Source organism: Enterobacter sp. BIDMC 27 (assembly GCF_000534415.1).
GTDB classification, from domain to species: domain Bacteria; phylum Pseudomonadota; class Gammaproteobacteria; order Enterobacterales; family Enterobacteriaceae; genus Enterobacter; species Enterobacter hormaechei_C.
In genome coordinates this window covers 1,234,361-1,254,281 of sequence record NZ_KI973178.1, presented here as the reverse complement: position 1 = coordinate 1,254,281, position 19,921 = coordinate 1,234,361, and the positions used below count along the sequence as shown (strand labels likewise).

Annotated in this window: 10 protein-coding genes, 1 tRNA gene and 3 rRNA genes; 9 read left to right on the top strand and 5 right to left on the bottom strand. The window is 48.4% G+C overall.

What is annotated here, in order from left to right; translation table 11 throughout:
* Positions 1-19: 19 nt before the first annotated feature.
* The 7 genes from L463_RS16590 to L463_RS16620 all read left to right on the top strand — a co-directional run bounded on the left by L463_RS16590 (position 20) and on the right by L463_RS16620 (position 10,099).
* Positions 20-331, top strand: coding sequence for a hypothetical protein (locus L463_RS16590; protein WP_000582609.1), 312 nt, complete (start codon positions 20-22; stop codon positions 329-331).
* A 70-nt stretch (positions 332-401) separates the two neighbouring features.
* On the top strand, positions 402-2,270 hold the full coding sequence (locus tag L463_RS16595) for a DUF262 domain-containing protein (protein ID WP_223866199.1): 1,869 nt from the start codon (positions 402-404) through the stop codon (positions 2,268-2,270).
* A gap of 203 nt (positions 2,271-2,473) precedes the next feature.
* Entirely contained in the window at positions 2,474-4,030 is a 1,557-nt protein-coding gene (locus tag L463_RS16600) for a type I restriction-modification system subunit M (RefSeq protein WP_032673099.1), read from the top strand.
* Positions 4,027-5,250, top strand: a complete 1,224-nt coding sequence (locus tag L463_RS16605) for a restriction endonuclease subunit S (RefSeq protein WP_032610121.1) — start codon at positions 4,027-4,029, stop codon at positions 5,248-5,250. The genes L463_RS16600 and L463_RS16605 overlap by 4 nt, the downstream gene beginning before the upstream one ends.
* A gap of 116 nt (positions 5,251-5,366) precedes the next feature.
* Positions 5,367-8,483 carry an HsdR family type I site-specific deoxyribonuclease gene (locus L463_RS16610; RefSeq protein ID WP_032673097.1) on the top strand — a complete coding sequence of 1,039 codons (3,117 nt, stop codon included), beginning with the start codon at positions 5,367-5,369 and terminating at the stop codon, positions 8,481-8,483.
* Positions 8,484-8,703: 220 nt separating this feature from the next.
* The gene (locus L463_RS16615; protein ID WP_020838577.1) at positions 8,704-9,042 is read left to right on the top strand and encodes a 5-fold beta-flower protein; all 339 of its coding nucleotides are present in this window, start codon (positions 8,704-8,706) and stop codon (positions 9,040-9,042) included.
* Positions 9,043-9,481: 439 nt separating this feature from the next.
* Positions 9,482-10,099, top strand: a complete 618-nt coding sequence (locus tag L463_RS16620; RefSeq protein WP_032104127.1) for a DUF2238 domain-containing protein — start codon at positions 9,482-9,484, stop codon at positions 10,097-10,099.
* A 107-nt stretch (positions 10,100-10,206) separates the two neighbouring features.
* Here L463_RS16620 and rrf read toward each other — a convergent pair.
* The 4 genes from rrf to L463_RS16640 form a co-directional block, all read right to left on the bottom strand.
* Positions 10,207-10,322, bottom strand: a 5S ribosomal RNA gene (rrf, locus tag L463_RS16625).
* A 192-nt stretch (positions 10,323-10,514) separates the two neighbouring features.
* A 23S ribosomal RNA gene (locus L463_RS16630) occupies positions 10,515-13,420 on the bottom strand.
* Between the two features lie 182 nt (positions 13,421-13,602).
* Positions 13,603-13,678: transfer RNA gene (locus tag L463_RS16635), tRNA-Glu, on the bottom strand.
* An 84-nt stretch (positions 13,679-13,762) separates the two neighbouring features.
* Positions 13,763-15,304, bottom strand: a 16S ribosomal RNA gene (locus L463_RS16640).
* Together the 16S, 23S and 5S rRNA genes with 1 tRNA gene alongside form the textbook arrangement of a ribosomal RNA operon.
* A gap of 485 nt (positions 15,305-15,789) precedes the next feature.
* Between L463_RS16640 and L463_RS16645 the strand changes: the two genes are divergently transcribed.
* Positions 15,790-16,743: a nickel/cobalt transporter gene (locus L463_RS16645; protein ID WP_032105089.1), complete on the top strand. Its 954-nt coding sequence runs from the start codon at positions 15,790-15,792 to the stop codon at positions 16,741-16,743.
* A 33-nt stretch (positions 16,744-16,776) separates the two neighbouring features.
* Here L463_RS16645 and proP read toward each other — a convergent pair whose 3' ends face one another.
* Positions 16,777-18,279 carry a glycine betaine/L-proline transporter ProP gene (gene proP, locus L463_RS16650; RefSeq protein ID WP_015570231.1) on the bottom strand — a complete coding sequence of 501 codons (1,503 nt, stop codon included), beginning with the start codon at positions 18,277-18,279 and terminating at the stop codon, positions 16,777-16,779.
* Positions 18,280-18,925: 646 nt separating this feature from the next.
* Between proP and kdgT the strand changes: the two genes are divergently transcribed.
* Positions 18,926-19,918: a 2-keto-3-deoxygluconate transporter gene (gene kdgT / locus L463_RS16655; protein ID WP_017694692.1), complete on the top strand. Its 993-nt coding sequence runs from the start codon at positions 18,926-18,928 to the stop codon at positions 19,916-19,918.
* Positions 19,919-19,921: the final 3 nt, after the last annotated feature.

The following is a 19,921-nucleotide window of genomic DNA, read 5'->3' as shown; positions in this document are numbered from 1 at the left end:
CATGATAAGTGAGAAAGTTATGATTATCGATAAAGAATACGCACTTGTAGATGCAACAGCAAGACTTAACACTGACCTGAGGGATTATGAACATGAAATAAACAACGCCGCCATTATAACATTTGGCAATGACCTCATTGAGGTAATCGTATATCAGTTCAGCTTTATCATCAGCATCAGGGCAGAGGGTGAAAAAATAAAGCACGGCCTACTTGTTAACTTCGGTAAAAATATAGCAAGACAGGTTTCATCACTTTGTGCATCCGCAATGCGAGTCTACCCGAATGAAAAACACAAACCGAGCCGTCAGCTTTTCCATTGCATAAATTAGTTTGTGCAAAGACTGTACTACCGACACGCAATAAATTAAAATAGGCCAGCTAATATAACATATGAGGTTTATGATGGCTGGCCAGTATGAAAAAGCAATAACGATAAAACAAGCGATAGATTCAATTAATTTACGCCACTATCTTCTGCCTGCAATTCAGAGGAAGTTCGTCTGGAACAGCAGTCAAATATGTTTGCTGTTTGATTCCATCATGCGAGACTACCCGATAAACTCTTTCATGATGTGGGATATCCGTAGTGCCAGTATTAAAAATGATTACAAATTCTATGAATTCCTGAAAGAATACTGTCAGCGATTTAATGAAGAAAACCCCTGCGTAGCAACAAATGCTGGATTTCATGATTTCAAGGCGGTGATTGATGGTCAGCAGCGTCTCACATCATTATATATTGGATTGTGTGGAACGTATGCGTATAAACAGCCCCGGGTGTGGTGGCCTTCGGCACAGGATGATCGCATCCTGCCGCCAAGAAAGCTTTACGTCGATTTAACAGCGCCACTTAATTCAGACGATGAGCTCATGATGAAGTATAACTTCAGGTTCCTGACCGACAAGCAATACACTGATTCACTTACAGACAACAAACATCACTGGTTCTGCCTGCACGAAATATTCAAATACGAGCAGTATGATTCCCCGGATGATATTTTATTTAACGTTGTCGTACCAGAACTTGAAAAAAGAGGACTCATTTCCAGTGAGTTTTCCAGAAAAACTCTGCTTAAACTTTATACCAAGATAAGAACTGAGAATCTTATCCACTACTTCAATGAGAGCAGTCAGGACATTGATCATGTGCTGGATGTTTTCATCCGCACGAACAGCGGGGGGACAAAACTTGAGTTCTCCGACTTACTGATGTCAATAGCGGTAGCGCACTGGCAGGGTGATTTCAGAAGAGAACTGGATGAACTGACAAAAAACATTTATCAGAATAATGAAATGGGGTTTTATATTGAAAGAGACTGGTTCTTAAAAACCAGCCTGATGCTTATTGACTCTGACGTCCGGTTCAAAGTAAAAAACTTCACTTCAGAGGAGGTCGGTAAGATACAACAGCAATGGTCTGAAATAAAATCCTGTATCAAGGAGACCTTTATTCTTATCAGGCGATTCGGCATCAATCCACAGTCTTTGATATCTAAAAATGCAGTCATTCCTGTGGTCTACTGGCTTTACAAAAAGCAAACCAGTGGACATCCATTATATACAACGATTAATCTCCTGAATAAGAACCACAATGAACGCTCAGTAATTAGCCAGTGGTTTTACATGGTACTTCTGAAAGGGATCTTTGGAAGCCAGGCCGATGCGCTACTCACGAGCATCAGAGATGTAATGAAAAATAGTCTTTCAGATATTCATTTTCCTCTTGAGAAGATTATTGACAGATATAAAGGCTCGAATAAGGACCTCAGATTTGACGACGAATACATCGAAAGCCTTCTCAATATCAGATATGGCGAAGGTCGTTGCCGCGCACTATTGCATCTTCTGTTCCCTGAAATGAATCCGACCGAGGTGTTTCATATTGATCACCTTCACCCAAGAAATCATTTTTCAAAGAAATATCTTGAAAAATTAGATTATGTTGCGAACTCACCAGAGAACCTCAGCTTTTATGAAAATCCAGAATACTGGGACACCATACCGAATCTTCATTTACTGAATCACTCTCAGAATATAAGTAAACAGGATACTTCCCTGAAACAATGGCTATCTCAGCCATCAAACAACTATTCGCCATCAATGCTGTTAGTTTCAGATGAAAATATTGAGTTCATTCGCTTCCCGGAATTCTACAATGAGCGAAGAAACGCCCTGAAGCAAAGACTACTGAATCGGGTATTTCTTACAACAAAAATAGATTCATCACCATCCACAATGGATACGGATGAAGAAATTCTCACCGACTGAACGTTCAGCCCCGATAGTATTGGGGCTTCAGTATTTATCGTCAGCACAACGTTTCTACTGGCCTGACTGAAAGAGCGTTGGCTACACAACCGGGAAAACGAACTCTCAGTGAAACGTATGACATACAAAGCCTGTCATCAATATGAAATTGCGATAAAATCGGGCCAATAACAGTACTTAAGAATCATACAACAGGATACAAAATGACAAGCCTTCAGCAGCGTGCCGAGCTACACCGTCAAATCTGGGCCATTGCCAATGATGTCAGAGGCTCCGTAGACGGATGGGATTTTAAACAGTATGTACTCGGTGCACTTTTCTATCGCTTCATCAGTGAGAATTTTTCCAGCTACATGGAAGCAGGGGATGAGAGCATACATTATGCAGCACTTGATGACAGCATCATTACCGATGACATCAAAGATGATGCCATCAGGACTAAAGGCTATTTCATCTACCCGAGCCAGCTGTTCTGCAACGTTGCAGCTAAAGCTAACACCAACGACAGGCTGAATGCTGATTTAAACAGTATCTTCGTCGCTATTGAAAGCTCTGCCTACGGCTATCCGTCTGAGGCCGACATCAAAGGTCTCTTTGCCGATTTCGATACGACCAGCAATCGACTGGGGAACACCGTCAAAGACAAAAACACCCGTCTTGCCGCCGTTCTCAAAGGCGTTGAGGGGCTAAAACTGGGGAATTTTAACGAGCACCAGATTGACCTGTTTGGTGATGCCTACGAGTTCCTGATTTCTAACTATGCGGCAAATGCCGGTAAGTCTGGCGGGGAGTTCTTCACACCTCAGCACGTCTCTAAGCTGATTGCTCAGCTTGCGATGCACGGTCAGACTCACGTCAACAAAATCTATGACCCTGCAGCTGGCTCCGGTTCACTGCTGCTTCAGGCGAAAAAACACTTTGATAACCATATCATTGAAGAAGGTTTTTATGGTCAGGAGATAAATCATACAACCTTTAACCTGGCGCGTATGAACATGTTCCTACATAACATCAACTACGACAAATTTGATATCAGACTGGGGAATACCCTGACTGAGCCTCACTTTGTCGATGAAAAACCGTTTGATGCGATTGTCTCTAACCCGCCGTACTCGGTTAAGTGGATTGGCAGTGACGACCCGACCCTGATTAACGATGAGCGCTTTGCTCCGGCTGGCGTACTGGCCCCGAAATCAAAAGCGGACTTTGCATTTGTCCTACATGCGCTGAACTACCTGTCTGCTAAAGGGCGTGCAGCAATAGTTTGCTTCCCCGGTATTTTCTACCGTGGCGGTGCAGAGCAGAAAATCCGCCAGTACCTGGTCGACAATAACTATGTTGAAACGGTGATTTCTCTGGCACCGAATCTGTTCTTCGGCACCACCATTGCCGTTAACATTCTGGTGATGTCAAAGCACAAAACAGATACCCGCGTTCAGTTTATTGATGCCAGCGGGTTGTTTAAGAAAGAAACCAATAACAATATCCTGACTGATGGTCATATCGAAAAGATTATGCAGGTCTTTGCCAGCAAAGCAGATATTGACCACCTCGCGAAAACAATCCCTTATGAAACAGTATCCGCCAATGACTATAACCTGTCAGTCAGCAGCTACGTCGAAGCCATGGATACCCGCGAAATTGTAGATATTGCAGTGCTGAATGCCGAGCTAAAAACTACCGTCAGCAAAATCGATCAGTTGCGCAAAGACATTGATACGATTGTGGCCCAAATTGAAGACAATGAGGCACGGGCATGAGCGAGTTAAGTTATCTGGAAAAACTGCTGGATGGCGCTGAGGTTGAGTGGCTGCCACTCGGTGTTTTAGGTGAGCTTGTTCGTGGAAATGGCTTACCAAAAACTGATTTTACTGAGGCAGGTATTCCTGCTATTCACTATGGTCAGATTTATACCTTTTATGGCCTTTCAACAGAAACCACAAAGTCCTTTGTTTCACAAGATACAGCTAAAAAGCTGAAAAAAGTAAATACTGGCGATGTAGTGATCACTAATACAAGTGAAAATCTTGATGATGTCGGTAAAGCCCTGGTTTATCTTGGTAAAGAGCAAGCTGTCACCGGCGGCCATGCGACAATATTTAAGCCCAGGGAAGGTATTATTGGAAAATACTTTGCTTATTTCACCCAGACAAATTCATTTTACAATGAAAAAAGAAAGTACTCAAAAGGGACAAAAGTAATTGATGTTTCCGCATCAGATATGGCAAAAATAATCATCCCCATACCTTGCCCCAACAATCCAGAAAAGTCTCTTGCTATCCAGTTAGAAATTGTCCGGATTCTGGATAAGTTTACTGCACTTACAGCTGAGCTTACAGCTGAGCTTACAGCTGAGCTTAATATGCGAAAAAAACAGTACAACTACTATCGCGACCAGTTGCTGAGTTTTGATGAGGATGAAGTTGAGTGGAAGATGCTGGGAGATCTAGGGGAAAATCTGGATTCGAAAAGGAAACCCATTACCAGCGGTCTGAGGGAAGCCGGAAGTATTCCTTATTATGGCGCTTCTGGAATTGTCGATTATGTTAAAGATTACATTTTTGATGGTGATTTTTTACTGATTTCTGAAGATGGCGCAAATTTGTTAGCCCGCAATACGCCTATAGCATTTAGTATCAGTGGTAAGTCTTGGGTAAACAATCATGCACATGTGATTAAATTCGATTCCTATGCAGAACGAAGGTACGTGGAGTACTATCTGAATAGCATTGATTTAGCCCCCTATATTTCCGGAGCAGCGCAACCAAAACTAAATAAGAAAAATTTAGAGAGCATACGTATTCCAAATCCTTCACCTGAAGATAAAGAGCGAATAGTTTCTATTCTGGACAAATTTGATGCGCTAACAAACTCCATCAACGAAGGCCTTCCTCGTGAAATCGAGCTACGTCAAAAGCAGTACGAGTACTATCGTGACTTGCTGTTCAGCTTCCCGAGACCAGAAACCGCCAGCAACTGACGGACCATTGATACCGGCAGGGTTTGTTCTCACCCGCCCGGTATCAGGCTTTACGAATGCCGGAAGACGCTTCTGATATCCTTCCGGACTTTGCCAGATGACGCACAGGATGCACCATGACACAACAGACACACACCATTGCTGAATCAAATAACTTTATCGTCCTTGATAAATACACCAAAGTTCTGGATACCGGTGACAGCTACCAGAGCGAATCGGACCTTGAGCGGGAGCTGATTCAGGACCTTCTTAATCAGGGGTATGAGTTTATCTCCGTTAAGTCACCGACTGCGATGCTGGCGAATGTGCGGGACCAACTTCAGCGTCTTAATGGTGTGGTGTTTAACGAAAGTGAATGGCGGCGTTTCGCAGAGCAGTATCTCGACAGCCCCAGTGACAGCAGCCTGGACAAAACCCGTAAAATCCATATCGACTATATCTGTGATTTCACGTTTGATGACGGTCGTCTGGAAAACATCTATCTGATAGATAAAAAGAACCTGCTGCGCAATAAGGTGCAGGTCATTCAGCAATTTGAGCAGACTGGCTCACACGCTAACCGTTATGACGTCACCATTCTGGTCAACGGCCTTCCACTGGTGCAAATCGAACTCAAAAAACGCGGTGTGGCGATTCATGAAGCCTTTAACCAGATACACCGTTACAGCAAGGAAAGCTTTAACAGCGATAACTCCCTGTTTAAATACCTGCAACTCTTCGTGATTTCCAACGGGACTGATACCCGGTACTTTGCCAGTACCACTAAGCGGGATAAAAACAGCTTTGATTTCACCATGAACTGGGCAAAGTCGGATAACACTCTGATTAAGGACCTGAAGGACTTTACCGCCACTTTCTTCCAGAAGCATACTCTGCTGAATGTTCTGTTTAATTACAGCGTGTTTGACAGCAGCCAGACGCTGCTCGTCATGCGCCCCTATCAGATTGCTGCCACTGAGCGAATCCTCTGGAAAATCAACAGCTCTTTTAAAGCGAAGAACTGGTCAAAACCCGAAAGCGGTGGATTTATCTGGCATACCACAGGGTCAGGAAAAACCCTGACCAGCTTTAAGGCCGCACGTCTGGCTACGGAACTGGACTTTATTGATAAAGTCTTCTTCGTGGTCGACAGGAAAGACCTCGATTACCAGACCATGAAGGAGTATCAGCGCTTCTCTCCGGACAGTGTCAATGGTTCCGATAATACAGCAGGCCTCAGAAGAAACCTGGATAAGGACGATAACAAAATCATCGTCACAACCATTCAGAAACTCAATAACCTGATGAAAGCCGAAGCTGACCTGCCCGTCTATCAGCAGCAGGTGGTGTTTATCTTTGATGAGTGTCACCGCAGCCAGTTTGGTGAGGCCCAGAAAAACCTCAAAAAGAAATTCAGACGCTTTTATCAGTTTGGTTTTACTGGTACGCCTATTTTCCCGGAAAATGCACTGGGGGCAGAAACCACAACCAGCGTGTTCGGACGTGAATTACATTCTTACGTCATTACTGATGCGATTCGTGATGAAAAAGTGCTGAAGTTTAAGGTGGACTATAACGATGTCCGCCCACAGTTTAAGTCTCTTGAAACGGAAACTGATGAGAAAAAACTCAGCGCGGCTGAAAACAACCAGGCATTTTTGCACCCCCTGCGTATTCAGGAAATAACGCAATACATTCTCAATAACTTCCGTCAGAAAACGCACCGAACCTTCCCGGGAGCTAAGGGCTTTAACGCCATGTTAGCAGTTAGCAGCGTGGAAGCGGCAAAAGCTTATTACACGACGTTTAAAATGCTACAGGAAGAAGCGGAGAAGAAATCTGGCAGCTATAAACGCCTTCGGGTTGCAACCATCTTCTCCTTTGCTGCAAATGAAGAGCAAAGCGCCATTGGTGATATTACCGACGAAAGCTTTGATACCAGCGCAATGAACAGCAGCGCAAAGGAATTCCTGGATTCAGCCATTGATGACTATAACAACCACTTTAAAACCAATTTCAGTACCGACAGTAACGGCTTCCAGAACTACTACCGCGATTTAGCTCAACGAGTGAAAAATCAGGATATCGACCTTCTCATCGTGGTGGGAATGTTCTTAACCGGCTTTGATGCCCCGACGCTTAACACTCTTTTCGTTGACAAAAACCTCCGTTATCACGGCCTGATGCAGGCATTCTCCCGCACAAACCGTATCTATGATGCCACCAAAACCTTCGGCAATATCGTGACTTTCAGGGACCTGGAGCGTCCGACCATTGATGCCATCACACTATTTGGCGACAAAAACACCAAGAATGTGGTGCTGGAAAAAAGCTACGAAGAGTACATGCAGGGCTTTACCGATGCGGCAACCGGTGAGGCTAAACGAGGTTTTATGGCTGTTGTTTCGGAGCTGGAGCAGCGCTTCCCTGACCCTGCCAGTATCGACAGTGAAAAAGAGAAAAAAGCCTTCGTCAAACTGTTTGGTGAATATCTGCGGGCAGAAAACATCCTTCAAAACTATGATGAATTTGCCACGCTGAAAGCCCTGCAGAAGGTTGATATTAGTGACCCGGAAGCGGTAGAAACCTTTAAAGCAGAGCACTATGTGGATGATGAAAAATTTGCTGAATTACAAACCATTCGTCTCCCGGCAGAACGTAAAGTTCAGGACTATCGCTCAGCATACAATGATATCCGGGACTGGCAGCGACGCGAGAAAGCATCAAACGACAGGGATAAATCAACCACAGACTGGGATGACGTGGTGTTTGAAATTGACCTGCTGAAGTCGCAGGAAATTAACCTGGATTACATCCTTGGTCTGATTTTCGACCACAATCGTCAGAAAAAAGGTAAAGAAGCCCTGACTGAAGAGGTCAGACGCTTAATCCGCTCAAGTCTGGGCAACCGTGCCAAAGAAGGTCTGATTGTTGACTTTATTCAGCAAACTAACCTTGATGACATGCCGGACAAGGCCAGTATCATTGATGCATTCTTTACCTATGCTCAGCGTGAACAGCAGCGGGAAGCAGAAGCGTTGATTAAGGAAGAAAACCTCAATGAAGAGGCTGCAAGGCGCTATATCCGCACATCACTAAAACGGGAGTATGCCACCGAAAATGGGACGGAGCTAAATGAGACGCTACCAAAGCTCAGTCCGCTGAATCCTCAGTACAAAACGAAAAAGCAGACTGTATTCCAGAAAATTGGGGCGTTTATCGAAAAATTTAAAGGGGTTGGAGGACACCTCTAGTTGCCAGATAAAAGAACAATGCGCCACCGCAATTTATAGGTAAGATTGTATCTTTTAAACTGCGTCAGACCTGTACGATCGATGAAGCGCTGGTTAATGTTAATGCTAACTGGATGAATTTTTAACGCACATTCAAACAATTAGCATCCAGAACTTACAGAAACCAGTGCTTGATTTTGGATGGTAAAGTACTGAATGGATGTATCACAGGAGAATGCTTATGAGCGTAACTATAAAAGACGATCGACTCCGTACCATCGCTACCTTTGACGGTAAAACCCTGAAAGACGACCGACTCAGGACCATCGCAACGTTTGACGGTAAAACCCTGAAAGACGACCGCCTCAGAACCATCTCAACTTTTGACGGTAAAACCCTGAAAGACGACCGACTCCGCACCATCGCTACCTTTGATGGCAAGACCCTGAAAGACGATCGACTCCGCACCATCGCAACATTTGATGGTAAAACACTTAAAGACGATCGACTCAGAACCATCGCGACAGTTAATGGTAATGTCAGTATTGTTGTTTTGGCGTTTGCTGCTCGGCTATTTTAGGGCTAAGAGCCTATCTCAACAGAGATTAATACTTTACCCAAAAGATATAATATCAGTATCTAAAAGCCTGCACCGTCTGATTTTTAGTCATTGAATCGCGAGAACGGGAGATAATTTCTCTTCTATGGGCATAGGCTCATAATGGTAGGATTCTGGTAGCTTCGAAACGCCGTATTTAAGCAATACTTAAGTCATGAAGAACCAAACTTAAACATTTTTCTCAAGGTAAACCAGTAAAAAGCTGTTAGTGCTGATGGATCGTTTGGGCTCTTTTAAAGGGATTGAAAATCCCCGTGTCCTTGGTTCGATTCCGAGTCCGGGCACCACTATTTAAAGAACCCAGCCTATGGCTGGGTTTTTGCTTTTCTGTATCCGCTACGCATTGAATTTTCCCTTCTGTCAGGTAATAGTGATTTTTTTCCCTGACAATGAAAATGATATGACCTTATCTGCTTTAAAAGTCGGGTCACTGCTCCTGCTGATGATCCTGTTTTATACCGGCCTGTTCACGAGCGATCGTGTCACCTGGCTGATGGAGGTGACGCCCGTCATTATCATCATCCCACTTCTGCTTGCCACGCACCGGCGATACCCCCTCACTCCCCTTCTCTATACCCTGGTTTTCTTCCACGCCATCATTCTGATGGTTGGTGGTATGTACACCTATGCAAAGGTTCCGGTTGGTTTTGAGGTTCAGGAGATGCTCGGGCTTAGCCGAAATCCGTATGACAAGCTCGGTCACTTCTTCCAGGGGCTGGTTCCCGCCCTGGCAGCGCGAGAAATTCTGCTGCGCGGTGGGTATGTTCGTGGACATAAGATGACGGGATTTCTGGTGTGCTGTGTTGCTCTGGCCATTAGCGCCACCTATGAACTCATTGAGTGGTGGGCAGCTTTGGCAATGGGACAGGGTGCGGATGATTTTCTTGGGACGCAGGGCGATCCATGGGATACCCAGTCTGATATGTTTTGCGCGCTGCTTGGTGCGTTAACGACGGTGCTGATCCTTGGGCGTTTCCATCAGCGGCAATTGCTTCGTTTGAATGTTTGTCAGGGATAGTACGCTCTGAGTTGCCGGGTGGCGGCTTCGCCTTGCCCGGCCTGCCGTTTTTCAGCAAACAAACGCAAAAAGGCCATCCTTCCGGATGGCCTCTTCACTTGTTTGATGCCTGGCAGTTCCCTACTCTCACATGGGGAGACCCCACACTACCATCGGCGCTACGGCGTTTCACTTCTGAGTTCGGCATGGGGTCAGGTGGGACCACCGCGCTACAGCCGCCAGGCAAATTCTTGTGCTCTGTCCTGTGTCTTTCGCACTGATACTGCGTTGGCTGCTCTCGTAAAGTCAGTCACATACCTCAGTATGCTCCTTCCTTTCCTTCGTTTGCCGCCTTGTCTCAGCGCAAAATCCTTCGGACTCTGAATCTAAGCTGAAAATCGTGTCTGTCTCTTCGCCAAAACACCTTCGGCGTTGTAAGGTTAAGCCTCACGGTTCATTAGTATCGGTTAGCTCAACGCATCGCTGCGCTTACACACCCGACCTATCAACGTCGTCGTCTTCAACGTTCCTTCAGGAGACTTAAAGTCTCAGGGAGAACTCATCTCGGGGCAAGTTTCGTGCTTAGATGCTTTCAGCACTTATCTCTTCCGCATTTAGCTACCGGGCAGTGCCATTGGCATGACAACCCGAACACCAGTGATGCGTCCACTCCGGTCCTCTCGTACTAGGAGCAGCCCCCCTCAATTCTCCAGCGCCCACGGCAGATAGGGACCGAACTGTCTCACGACGTTCTAAACCCAGCTCGCGTACCACTTTAAATGGCGAACAGCCATACCCTTGGGACCTACTTCAGCCCCAGGATGTGATGAGCCGACATCGAGGTGCCAAACACCGCCGTCGATATGAACTCTTGGGCGGTATCAGCCTGTTATCCCCGGAGTACCTTTTATCCGTTGAGCGATGGCCCTTCCATTCAGAACCACCGGATCACTATGACCTGCTTTCGCACCTGCTCGCGCCGTCACGCTCGCAGTCAAGCTGGCTTATGCCATTGCACTAACCTCCTGATGTCCGACCAGGATTAGCCAACCTTCGTGCTCCTCCGTTACTCTTTGGGAGGAGACCGCCCCAGTCAAACTACCCACCAGACACTGTCCGCAACCCGGATTACGGGTCCACGTTAGAACACCAGCCATTAAAGGGTGGTATTTCAAGGGCGGCTCCACGCAGACTGGCGTCCACGCTTCAAAGCCTCCCACCTATCCTACACATCAAGGACCAGTGTTCAGTGTCAAGCTATAGTAAAGGTTCACGGGGTCTTTCCGTCTTGCCGCGGGTACACTGCATCTTCACAGCGAGTTCAATTTCACTGAGTCTCGGGTGGAGACAGCCTGGCCATCATTACGCCATTCGTGCAGGTCGGAACTTACCCGACAAGGAATTTCGCTACCTTAGGACCGTTATAGTTACGGCCGCCGTTTACCGGGGCTTCGATCAAGAGCTTCGCGTTGCCGCTAACCCCATCAATTAACCTTCCGGCACCGGGCAGGCGTCACACCGTATACGTCCACTTTCGTGTTTGCACAGTGCTGTGTTTTTAATAAACAGTTGCAGCCAGCTGGTATCTTCGACTGATTTCAGCTCCACCCGCAGGGGCTTCACCTACACATCAGCGTGCCTTCTCCCGAAGTTACGGCACCATTTTGCCTAGTTCCTTCACCCGAGTTCTCTCAAGCGCCTTGGTATTCTCTACCTGACCACCTGTGTCGGTTTGGGGTACGATTTCGTGTTACCTGATGCTTAGAGGCTTTTCCTGGAAGCAGGGCATTTATCACTTCAGCACCGTAGTGCCTCGTCATCACACCTCAGCGTTAATAAAGTACCGGATTTACCTGGAACCTCCGCCTACATGCTTAAACCGGGACAACCGTCGCCCGGCTGACATAGCCTTCTCCGTCCCCCCTTCGCAGTAACACCAAGTACAGGAATATTAACCTGTTTCCCATCGACTACGCCTTTCGGCCTCGCCTTAGGGGTCGACTCACCCTGCCCCGATTAACGTTGGACAGGAACCCTTGGTCTTCCGGCGAGCGGGCTTTTCACCCGCTTTATCGTTACTTATGTCAGCATTCGCACTTCTGATACCTCCAGCATGCCTCACAGCACACCTTCAACGGCTTACAGAACGCTCCCCTACCCAACAACGCATAAGCGTCGCTGCCGCAGCTTCGGTGCATGGTTTAGCCCCGTTACATCTTCCGCGCAGGCCGACTCGACCAGTGAGCTATTACGCTTTCTTTAAATGATGGCTGCTTCTAAGCCAACATCCTGGCTGTCTGTGCCTTCCCACATCGTTTCCCACTTAACCATGACTTTGGGACCTTAGCTGGCGGTCTGGGTTGTTTCCCTCTTCACGACGGACGTTAGCACCCGCCGTGTGTCTCCCGTGATAACATTCTTCGGTATTCGTAGTTTGCATCGGGTTGGTAAGCCGGGATGGCCCCCTAGCCGAAACAGTGCTCTACCCCCGAAGATGAGTTCACGAGGCGCTACCTAAATAGCTTTCGGGGAGAACCAGCTATCTCCCGGTTTGATTGGCCTTTCACCCCCAGCCACAGGTCATCCGCTAATTTTTCAACATTAGTCGGTTCGGTCCTCCAGTTAGTGTTACCCAACCTTCAACCTGCCCATGGCTAGATCACCGGGTTTCGGGTCTATACCCTGCAACTTAACGCCCAGTTAAGACTCGGTTTCCCTTCGGCTCCCCTATACGGTTAACCTTGCTACAGAATATAAGTCGCTGACCCATTATACAAAAGGTACGCAGTCACCTAACAAGTAGGCTCCCACTGCTTGTACGTACACGGTTTCAGGTTCTTTTTCACTCCCCTCGCCGGGGTTCTTTTCGCCTTTCCCTCACGGTACTGGTTCACTATCGGTCAGTCAGGAGTATTTAGCCTTGGAGGATGGTCCCCCCATATTCAGACAGGATACCACGTGTCCCGCCCTACTCTTCGAGTTCACAGCAAGTGTGCTTTCGTGTACGGGACTATCACCCTGTACCGTCGGACTTTCCAGACCGTTCCACTAACACACAAGCTGATTCAGACTCCGGGCTGCTCCCCGTTCGCTCGCCGCTACTGGGGGAATCTCGGTTGATTTCTTTTCCTCGGGGTACTTAGATGTTTCAGTTCCCCCGGTTCGCCTCGTTAACCTATGTATTCAGTTAACGATAGTGCAACGGATTGCACTGGGTTTCCCCATTCGGACATCGCCGGGTCAAAGGTTCATATCACCTCGCCGGCGCTTTTCGCAGATTAGCACGTCCTTCATCGCCTCTGACTGCCAGGGCATCCACCGTGTACGCTTAGTCGCTTAACCTCACAACCCGAAGATGTTTCACTTCTGATTGCGAAAATTTGAGAGACTCGAACACACATGAGCTGTGTGTCGTTTCAATTTTCAGCTTGATCCAGATTTTTAAAGAGCAAATATCTCAAACATGACTCGCAAGTCAGTTTTGAGATATTAAGGCAGGTGACTTTCACTCACGAACCAGCAAGTGGCGTCCCCTAGGGGATTCGAACCCCTGTTACCGCCGTGAAAGGGCGGTGTCCTGGGCCTCTAGACGAAGGGGACGTACAGTCTCAATCGCAAGACGCCTTGCTATTTACTTTTCATCAGACAATCTGTGTGAGCACTGCAAAGGCAGGTTCTTTAAGGTAAGGAGGTGATCCAACCGCAGGTTCCCCTACGGTTACCTTGTTACGACTTCACCCCAGTCATGAATCACAAAGTGGTAAGCGCCCTCCCGAAGGTTAAGCTACCTACTTCTTTTGCAACCCACTCCCATGGTGTGACGGGCGGTGTGTACAAGGCCCGGGAACGTATTCACCGTGGCATTCTGATCCACGATTACTAGCGATTCCGACTTCATGGAGTCGAGTTGCAGACTCCAATCCGGACTACGACGCACTTTATGAGGTCCGCTTGCTCTCGCGAGGTCGCTTCTCTTTGTATGCGCCATTGTAGCACGTGTGTAGCCCTACTCGTAAGGGCCATGATGACTTGACGTCATCCCCACCTTCCTCCAGTTTATCACTGGCAGTCTCCTTTGAGTTCCCGGCCTAACCGCTGGCAACAAAGGATAAGGGTTGCGCTCGTTGCGGGACTTAACCCAACATTTCACAACACGAGCTGACGACAGCCATGCAGCACCTGTCTCAGAGTTCCCGAAGGCACCAATCCATCTCTGGAAAGTTCTCTGGATGTCAAGAGTAGGTAAGGTTCTTCGCGTTGCATCGAATTAAACCACATGCTCCACCGCTTGTGCGGGCCCCCGTCAATTCATTTGAGTTTTAACCTTGCGGCCGTACTCCCCAGGCGGTCGACTTAACGCGTTAGCTCCGGAAGCCACGCCTCAAGGGCACAACCTCCAAGTCGACATCGTTTACGGCGTGGACTACCAGGGTATCTAATCCTGTTTGCTCCCCACGCTTTCGCACCTGAGCGTCAGTCTTTGTCCAGGGGGCCGCCTTCGCCACCGGTATTCCTCCAGATCTCTACGCATTTCACCGCTACACCTGGAATTCTACCCCCCTCTACAAGACTCTAGCCTGCCAGTTTCGAATGCAGTTCCCAGGTTGAGCCCGGGGATTTCACATCCGACTTGACAGACCGCCTGCGTGCGCTTTACGCCCAGTAATTCCGATTAACGCTTGCACCCTCCGTATTACCGCGGCTGCTGGCACGGAGTTAGCCGGTGCTTCTTCTGCGGGTAACGTCAATCGACAAGGTTATTAACCTTATCGCCTTCCTCCCCGCTGAAAGTACTTTACAACCCGAAGGCCTTCTTCATACACGCGGCATGGCTGCATCAGGCTTGCGCCCATTGTGCAATATTCCCCACTGCTGCCTCCCGTAGGAGTCTGGACCGTGTCTCAGTTCCAGTGTGGCTGGTCATCCTCTCAGACCAGCTAGGGATCGTCGCCTAGGTGAGCCGTTACCCCACCTACTAGCTAATCCCATCTGGGCACATCCGATGGCAAGAGGCCCGAAGGTCCCCCTCTTTGGTCTTGCGACGTTATGCGGTATTAGCTACCGTTTCCAGTAGTTATCCCCCTCCATCAGGCAGTTTCCCAGACATTACTCACCCGTCCGCCACTCGTCAGCAAAGCAGCAAGCTGCTTCCTGTTACCGTTCGACTTGCATGTGTTAGGCCTGCCGCCAGCGTTCAATCTGAGCCATGATCAAACTCTTCAATTTAAAAGTTTGATGCTCAATGAATTAAACTTCGTAATGAATTACGTGTTCACTCGTTGAGACTTGGTATTCATTTAGTGTCCGAGGACATTAAGAATCCATGTCACTTTGAGTGCCCACACAGATTGTCTGATAAATTGTTAAAGAGCAGTTGCGACGCGCTTCAGCGCTCTGTCGCGAGGTGGCGTATATTACGCTTTCCTCTTTCAGAGTCAACCCTGATTTTCAGGATTTTTTCTCTTCAACCGACCGGGTTATCTGTGAAGTGATTCACATCCGCCGTGTCGATGGAGGCGCATTATAGGGAGTTCTCCGCAGGCCGCAACCGCTAAATGACAGAAAAATGACTGACTGCTGCATTCCACAGCAAAACCCCGCCTTATACCTTTTTACACACAGACTTATCCACAATCTATTGACGATCCCGGTGTGATCCAGCGATTTGAACACTATACTAGCGGCAAATATTTCTCTCGCGGGCCAACCTCATGACGACACAACGACTTCAACGTGACTGGCGTATCCCAACCGCCGGGCTCGCCGTGCTGGTGTTACTTATGGCAGGTTTTGCACTGCATACGCACTGGAATGCTTTTATTCAGTGGTGCCTCGCCACCCAGATCACCCTGCACCGATATCTGGTGATGTATCTGCTGCAACTTAATAATCATCAGTACAGCGGTGGGCTATGGTTGTTAACCGGTGCGTTTCTTTATGGTGTACTCCATGCCGTTGGACCTGGGCACGGCAAATTTATCGTCACCACGTATCTCACCACCAATAAAGAGAGCCAGCTCGCGGCGCGCGTCGTACCGTTTATCGGTAGCATGATGCAGGGCGTCAGCGCGATCGTCTTTGTCTTTATCCTGGCGGTTGGATTGAACCTCGCGTCAGGAGATATCAGCACCAGCCGTTGGTACGTCGAGAAAATCAGCGCCGTGCTGATTGCCGTCTTCGGTGCGTTTATCATTTATCAGGCGCTCAGCAGCCTGCGTCCGCGCAAAATGGCGATTAGCGCCATCAAGCCGCTTCACCAGCATAATGAACGCTGTGGCTGCGGCCGTCACGGCGTAGGGGTGGATCTGACTAAAAGCGACTGGAAAACCCGTCTGGGCGTGGTGCTGGCCATTGGCGCACGCCCGTGCAGCGGGGCAATTATGATCCTGATGTTCTCGAATGCGCTCGGTATTATTAGCTGGGGGATTGCTGCTGTGATGACAATGTCGCTGGGCACGGCGCTGTCGATTATGGGGCTGTCGCTGGCAGTACGTTACGCGCGTGAACGCACAGTAACCTGGTTTGGCGGCGGCACGTCCCTGAACTGGGTAATGCCGATGGTCAAAATTGCCGGAGGGGTTGTTCTGATACTGTTCGCGATGATCCTGTTCCTGACGGTGATCCCCGTCAGCGCCGGCGGCGACTATATTGCCGCAGGATGCTAATAAAAGAAAACCCGCCAGCGGCGGGTTTTTTTATCACTCGTTAATTCGCGGATGCTGATCGACAAGGCGAGAGCGTTTTGTCTGGAGCGCCTCAATCTCTGCGTCAATATCTTCAATCTTCTGCTCTACATTATCGTAGTGCTCACGCAGGATCTCTTTCGCTTCCTGAATATCAGACGCCGCAGGCGTTGCCCCTTTCAACGGACGATTCGCCGTCTCCTTCATGGTAATACCGGTAATCAGGCCGATCACCGCAATGACCATCAGATAGTAAGCAGGCATCATCAGGTTCTGCGTGCTCTCCACCAGTGAAGCAGCAAGCGTCGGCGTCAGGCCCGCAATCAGAACGGAGATATTAAAGGCTGCCGCCAGCGCACTGTAGCGAATATGCGTCGGGAACATTGCCGGCAGCGTAGAAGCCATCACCCCGATGAAGCAGTTGAGGATCACCGCCAGCATCAGCAGACCGGCGAAAATCAGCCCCAGCACATTGCTGTTAATCAGAATAAAGGCCGGGATTGCCAGTGCGAACAGGGCGACGCTGCCGAGAATAATGAATGGCTTACGGCCAAAGCGGTCGCTCAGCAGACCCATAATCGGCTGCACAAACAGCATACCCACCATGATGGCGATAATAATCAGCACACCGTGGTCTTCCGAGTAGTGCAGGTTATGCGACAGGTAGCTCGGCATGTAGGTCAACAGCATGTAATAGGTGACGTTGGTGGAAATCACCAGACCAATACAGGTCAGCAGGCTGCGCCAGTGTTTGGTCGCAATCTCCTTGAACGACACTTTCGGGCCATCCTGTAACCCTTCACGGTCACCCTGCTCCAGCTTTTCAACGTGCTGCTGGAACGCAGGCGTCTCTTCCAGGGCGTGACGCAGATAAAGCCCAATGATGCCCAGCGGCAGCGCCAGGAAGAACGGAATACGCCAGCCCCAGTCAAGGAAGTTCTCTTCACCCACTACGGTTGAGATCAGAACCACAACCCCCGCGCCCATGACAAAACCGGCAATCGAACCAAAGTCCAGCCAGCTGCCCATAAAGCCACGTTTACGGTCCGGAGAATATTCAGCGACAAAAATCGATGCGCCGGTATATTCGCCACCAACGGAGAAGCCCTGCGCCATCTTACAGATCAACAGCAGAATCGGCGCCCATATACCAATAGTTGCATACGACGGAATAAGGCCGATACAGAATGTACTTATCGACATGATGACAATGGTAATAGCCAGGATCTTCTGGCGACCATATTTATCACCCAGCATGCCGAAGAAAAGGCCACCGAGAGGACGAATCAGGAAGGGAACGGAGAACGTACCCAGCGCAGCAATCATCTGCAAGCTGGGATCGGCACCAGGGAAGAACACTTTACCAAGTGCATAGGCCACAAAGCCGTAAACACCAAAATCGAACCACTCCATCGCATTACCGAGCGAGGCCGCTGTAATCGCTTTGCGCAGTTTCGCGTCATCAATAATGGTGACATCGCGCAGCGTGATGGGTTTTACTTTTTTCCTTCTAAGCATAGCTTTCCTCGTAGACTCAGCCCCGTCCGTTTCACAGCGCATTTTGCAAGCTGTGAACCAGAGACCCGCTCCATGCGAATCTCCTTATTCAAGCGTAGCAGGTTTACTTACATTGACGTTTTACCTCAATACAACCGAACCTGTTGACGCCTGTCTGGGCAGTTAAAGACCTTTTTACCCTACCAGCGTTTATATATGTGATCAACTTCACACATATTTTTCCTGTTCGTAAGTTGCCTTCAGCTTTTGTCAATTCACGATAAATAAGGTCATTCTAAACCCCCTTATCAAACAGATCTTAACGCCCGTTATTATTCTTCCCCAAACAAAATGCAAGCACATTTCTTCACAGCAAATTTACACAAAATTCAATTATTAACAGTGGGCAATCCTGTTTACATTCAATATGTGACGAAGATAACTAAAACAGCGTTTTATTTTCGTTGAATCACAATTCCAAAGATCGCATGATAAATCCGAACACGATATCCCAGCAGCTTTCAAATGAAGGAATGCTGAACACCTGAATTTCGCTCTACAGCATAAATAACGAATCGATTGGTCCCAAAAAAGGCAATCGTTTGAATTTGTTGATCTATTTTTTGAGCTTTCCGCCAGCCATGCGGACGAGATGTGAGGGTTAATGATGAAGATTAAAGCAACAATAGAACGCATCCCGGGCGGGATGATGCTGGTCCCGCTGGTACTTGGCGCGATATTAAATACGCTAGCCCCGAATACCGGTGCTTATTTTGGCGGTTTTACAAAAGGTATGATTACCGGAACGGTACCGATTCTGGCAGTCTGGTTCTTTTGCATCGGCGCATCTATTAACTTGCGTGCAACAGGTACGGTATTACGTAAATCAGGGACGCTGGTCATTACTAAAATTGCGGTCGCCTGGGTTGTTGCCATGATCTGTGCGATGTTCATTCCGGAGAATGGAATTCAGACCGGCTTCTTCGCCGGATTATCTGTTCTGGCCATAGTCTCAGCAATGGATATGACCAACGGCGGTCTCTATGCAAGCCTGATGAATCAATATGGCACCAAAGAAGAATCGGGCGCGTTCGTGCTGATGTCCCTGGAGTCGGGTCCGCTGATGACGATGTTGATTCTGGGTTCTGCCGGCCTTGCCTCTTTTGAACCACACCATTTTGTCGGGGCGATCCTGCCGTTCCTGATTGGTTTTGCGCTGGGCAACCTCGATCACGATCTGCGTGATTTCTTCAGCAAAGCCACCCCGGTACTGATCCCGTTCTTCGGCTTCGCGTTGGGCAATACCATCAACCTGAACGTGATTCTGGAAACCGGCCTGCTGGGCATTGTGCTGGGTGTTGCCGTCATCGTCATCACGGGTATTCCACTGATTATTGCAGACCGCGTCATCGGGGGCGGCAACGGAACCGCGGGCGTGGCCGCCTCTTCGGCCGCAGGCGCTGCGGTAGCCAACCCGGTGATTATCGCCCAGATTAACCCGGCCTTTGAACCCGTGGCCGCTTCCGCCACGGCTCTGGTTGCCGCCAGCGTGATTGTGACGGCAATTCTGGTCCCTGTCATCACGGCACTGTATGCCAGACGCTTTGGGCATGTGCCTGAGTCCCAAACAGAACCTGAAGCGGTAGAAATGCACCACTAACCC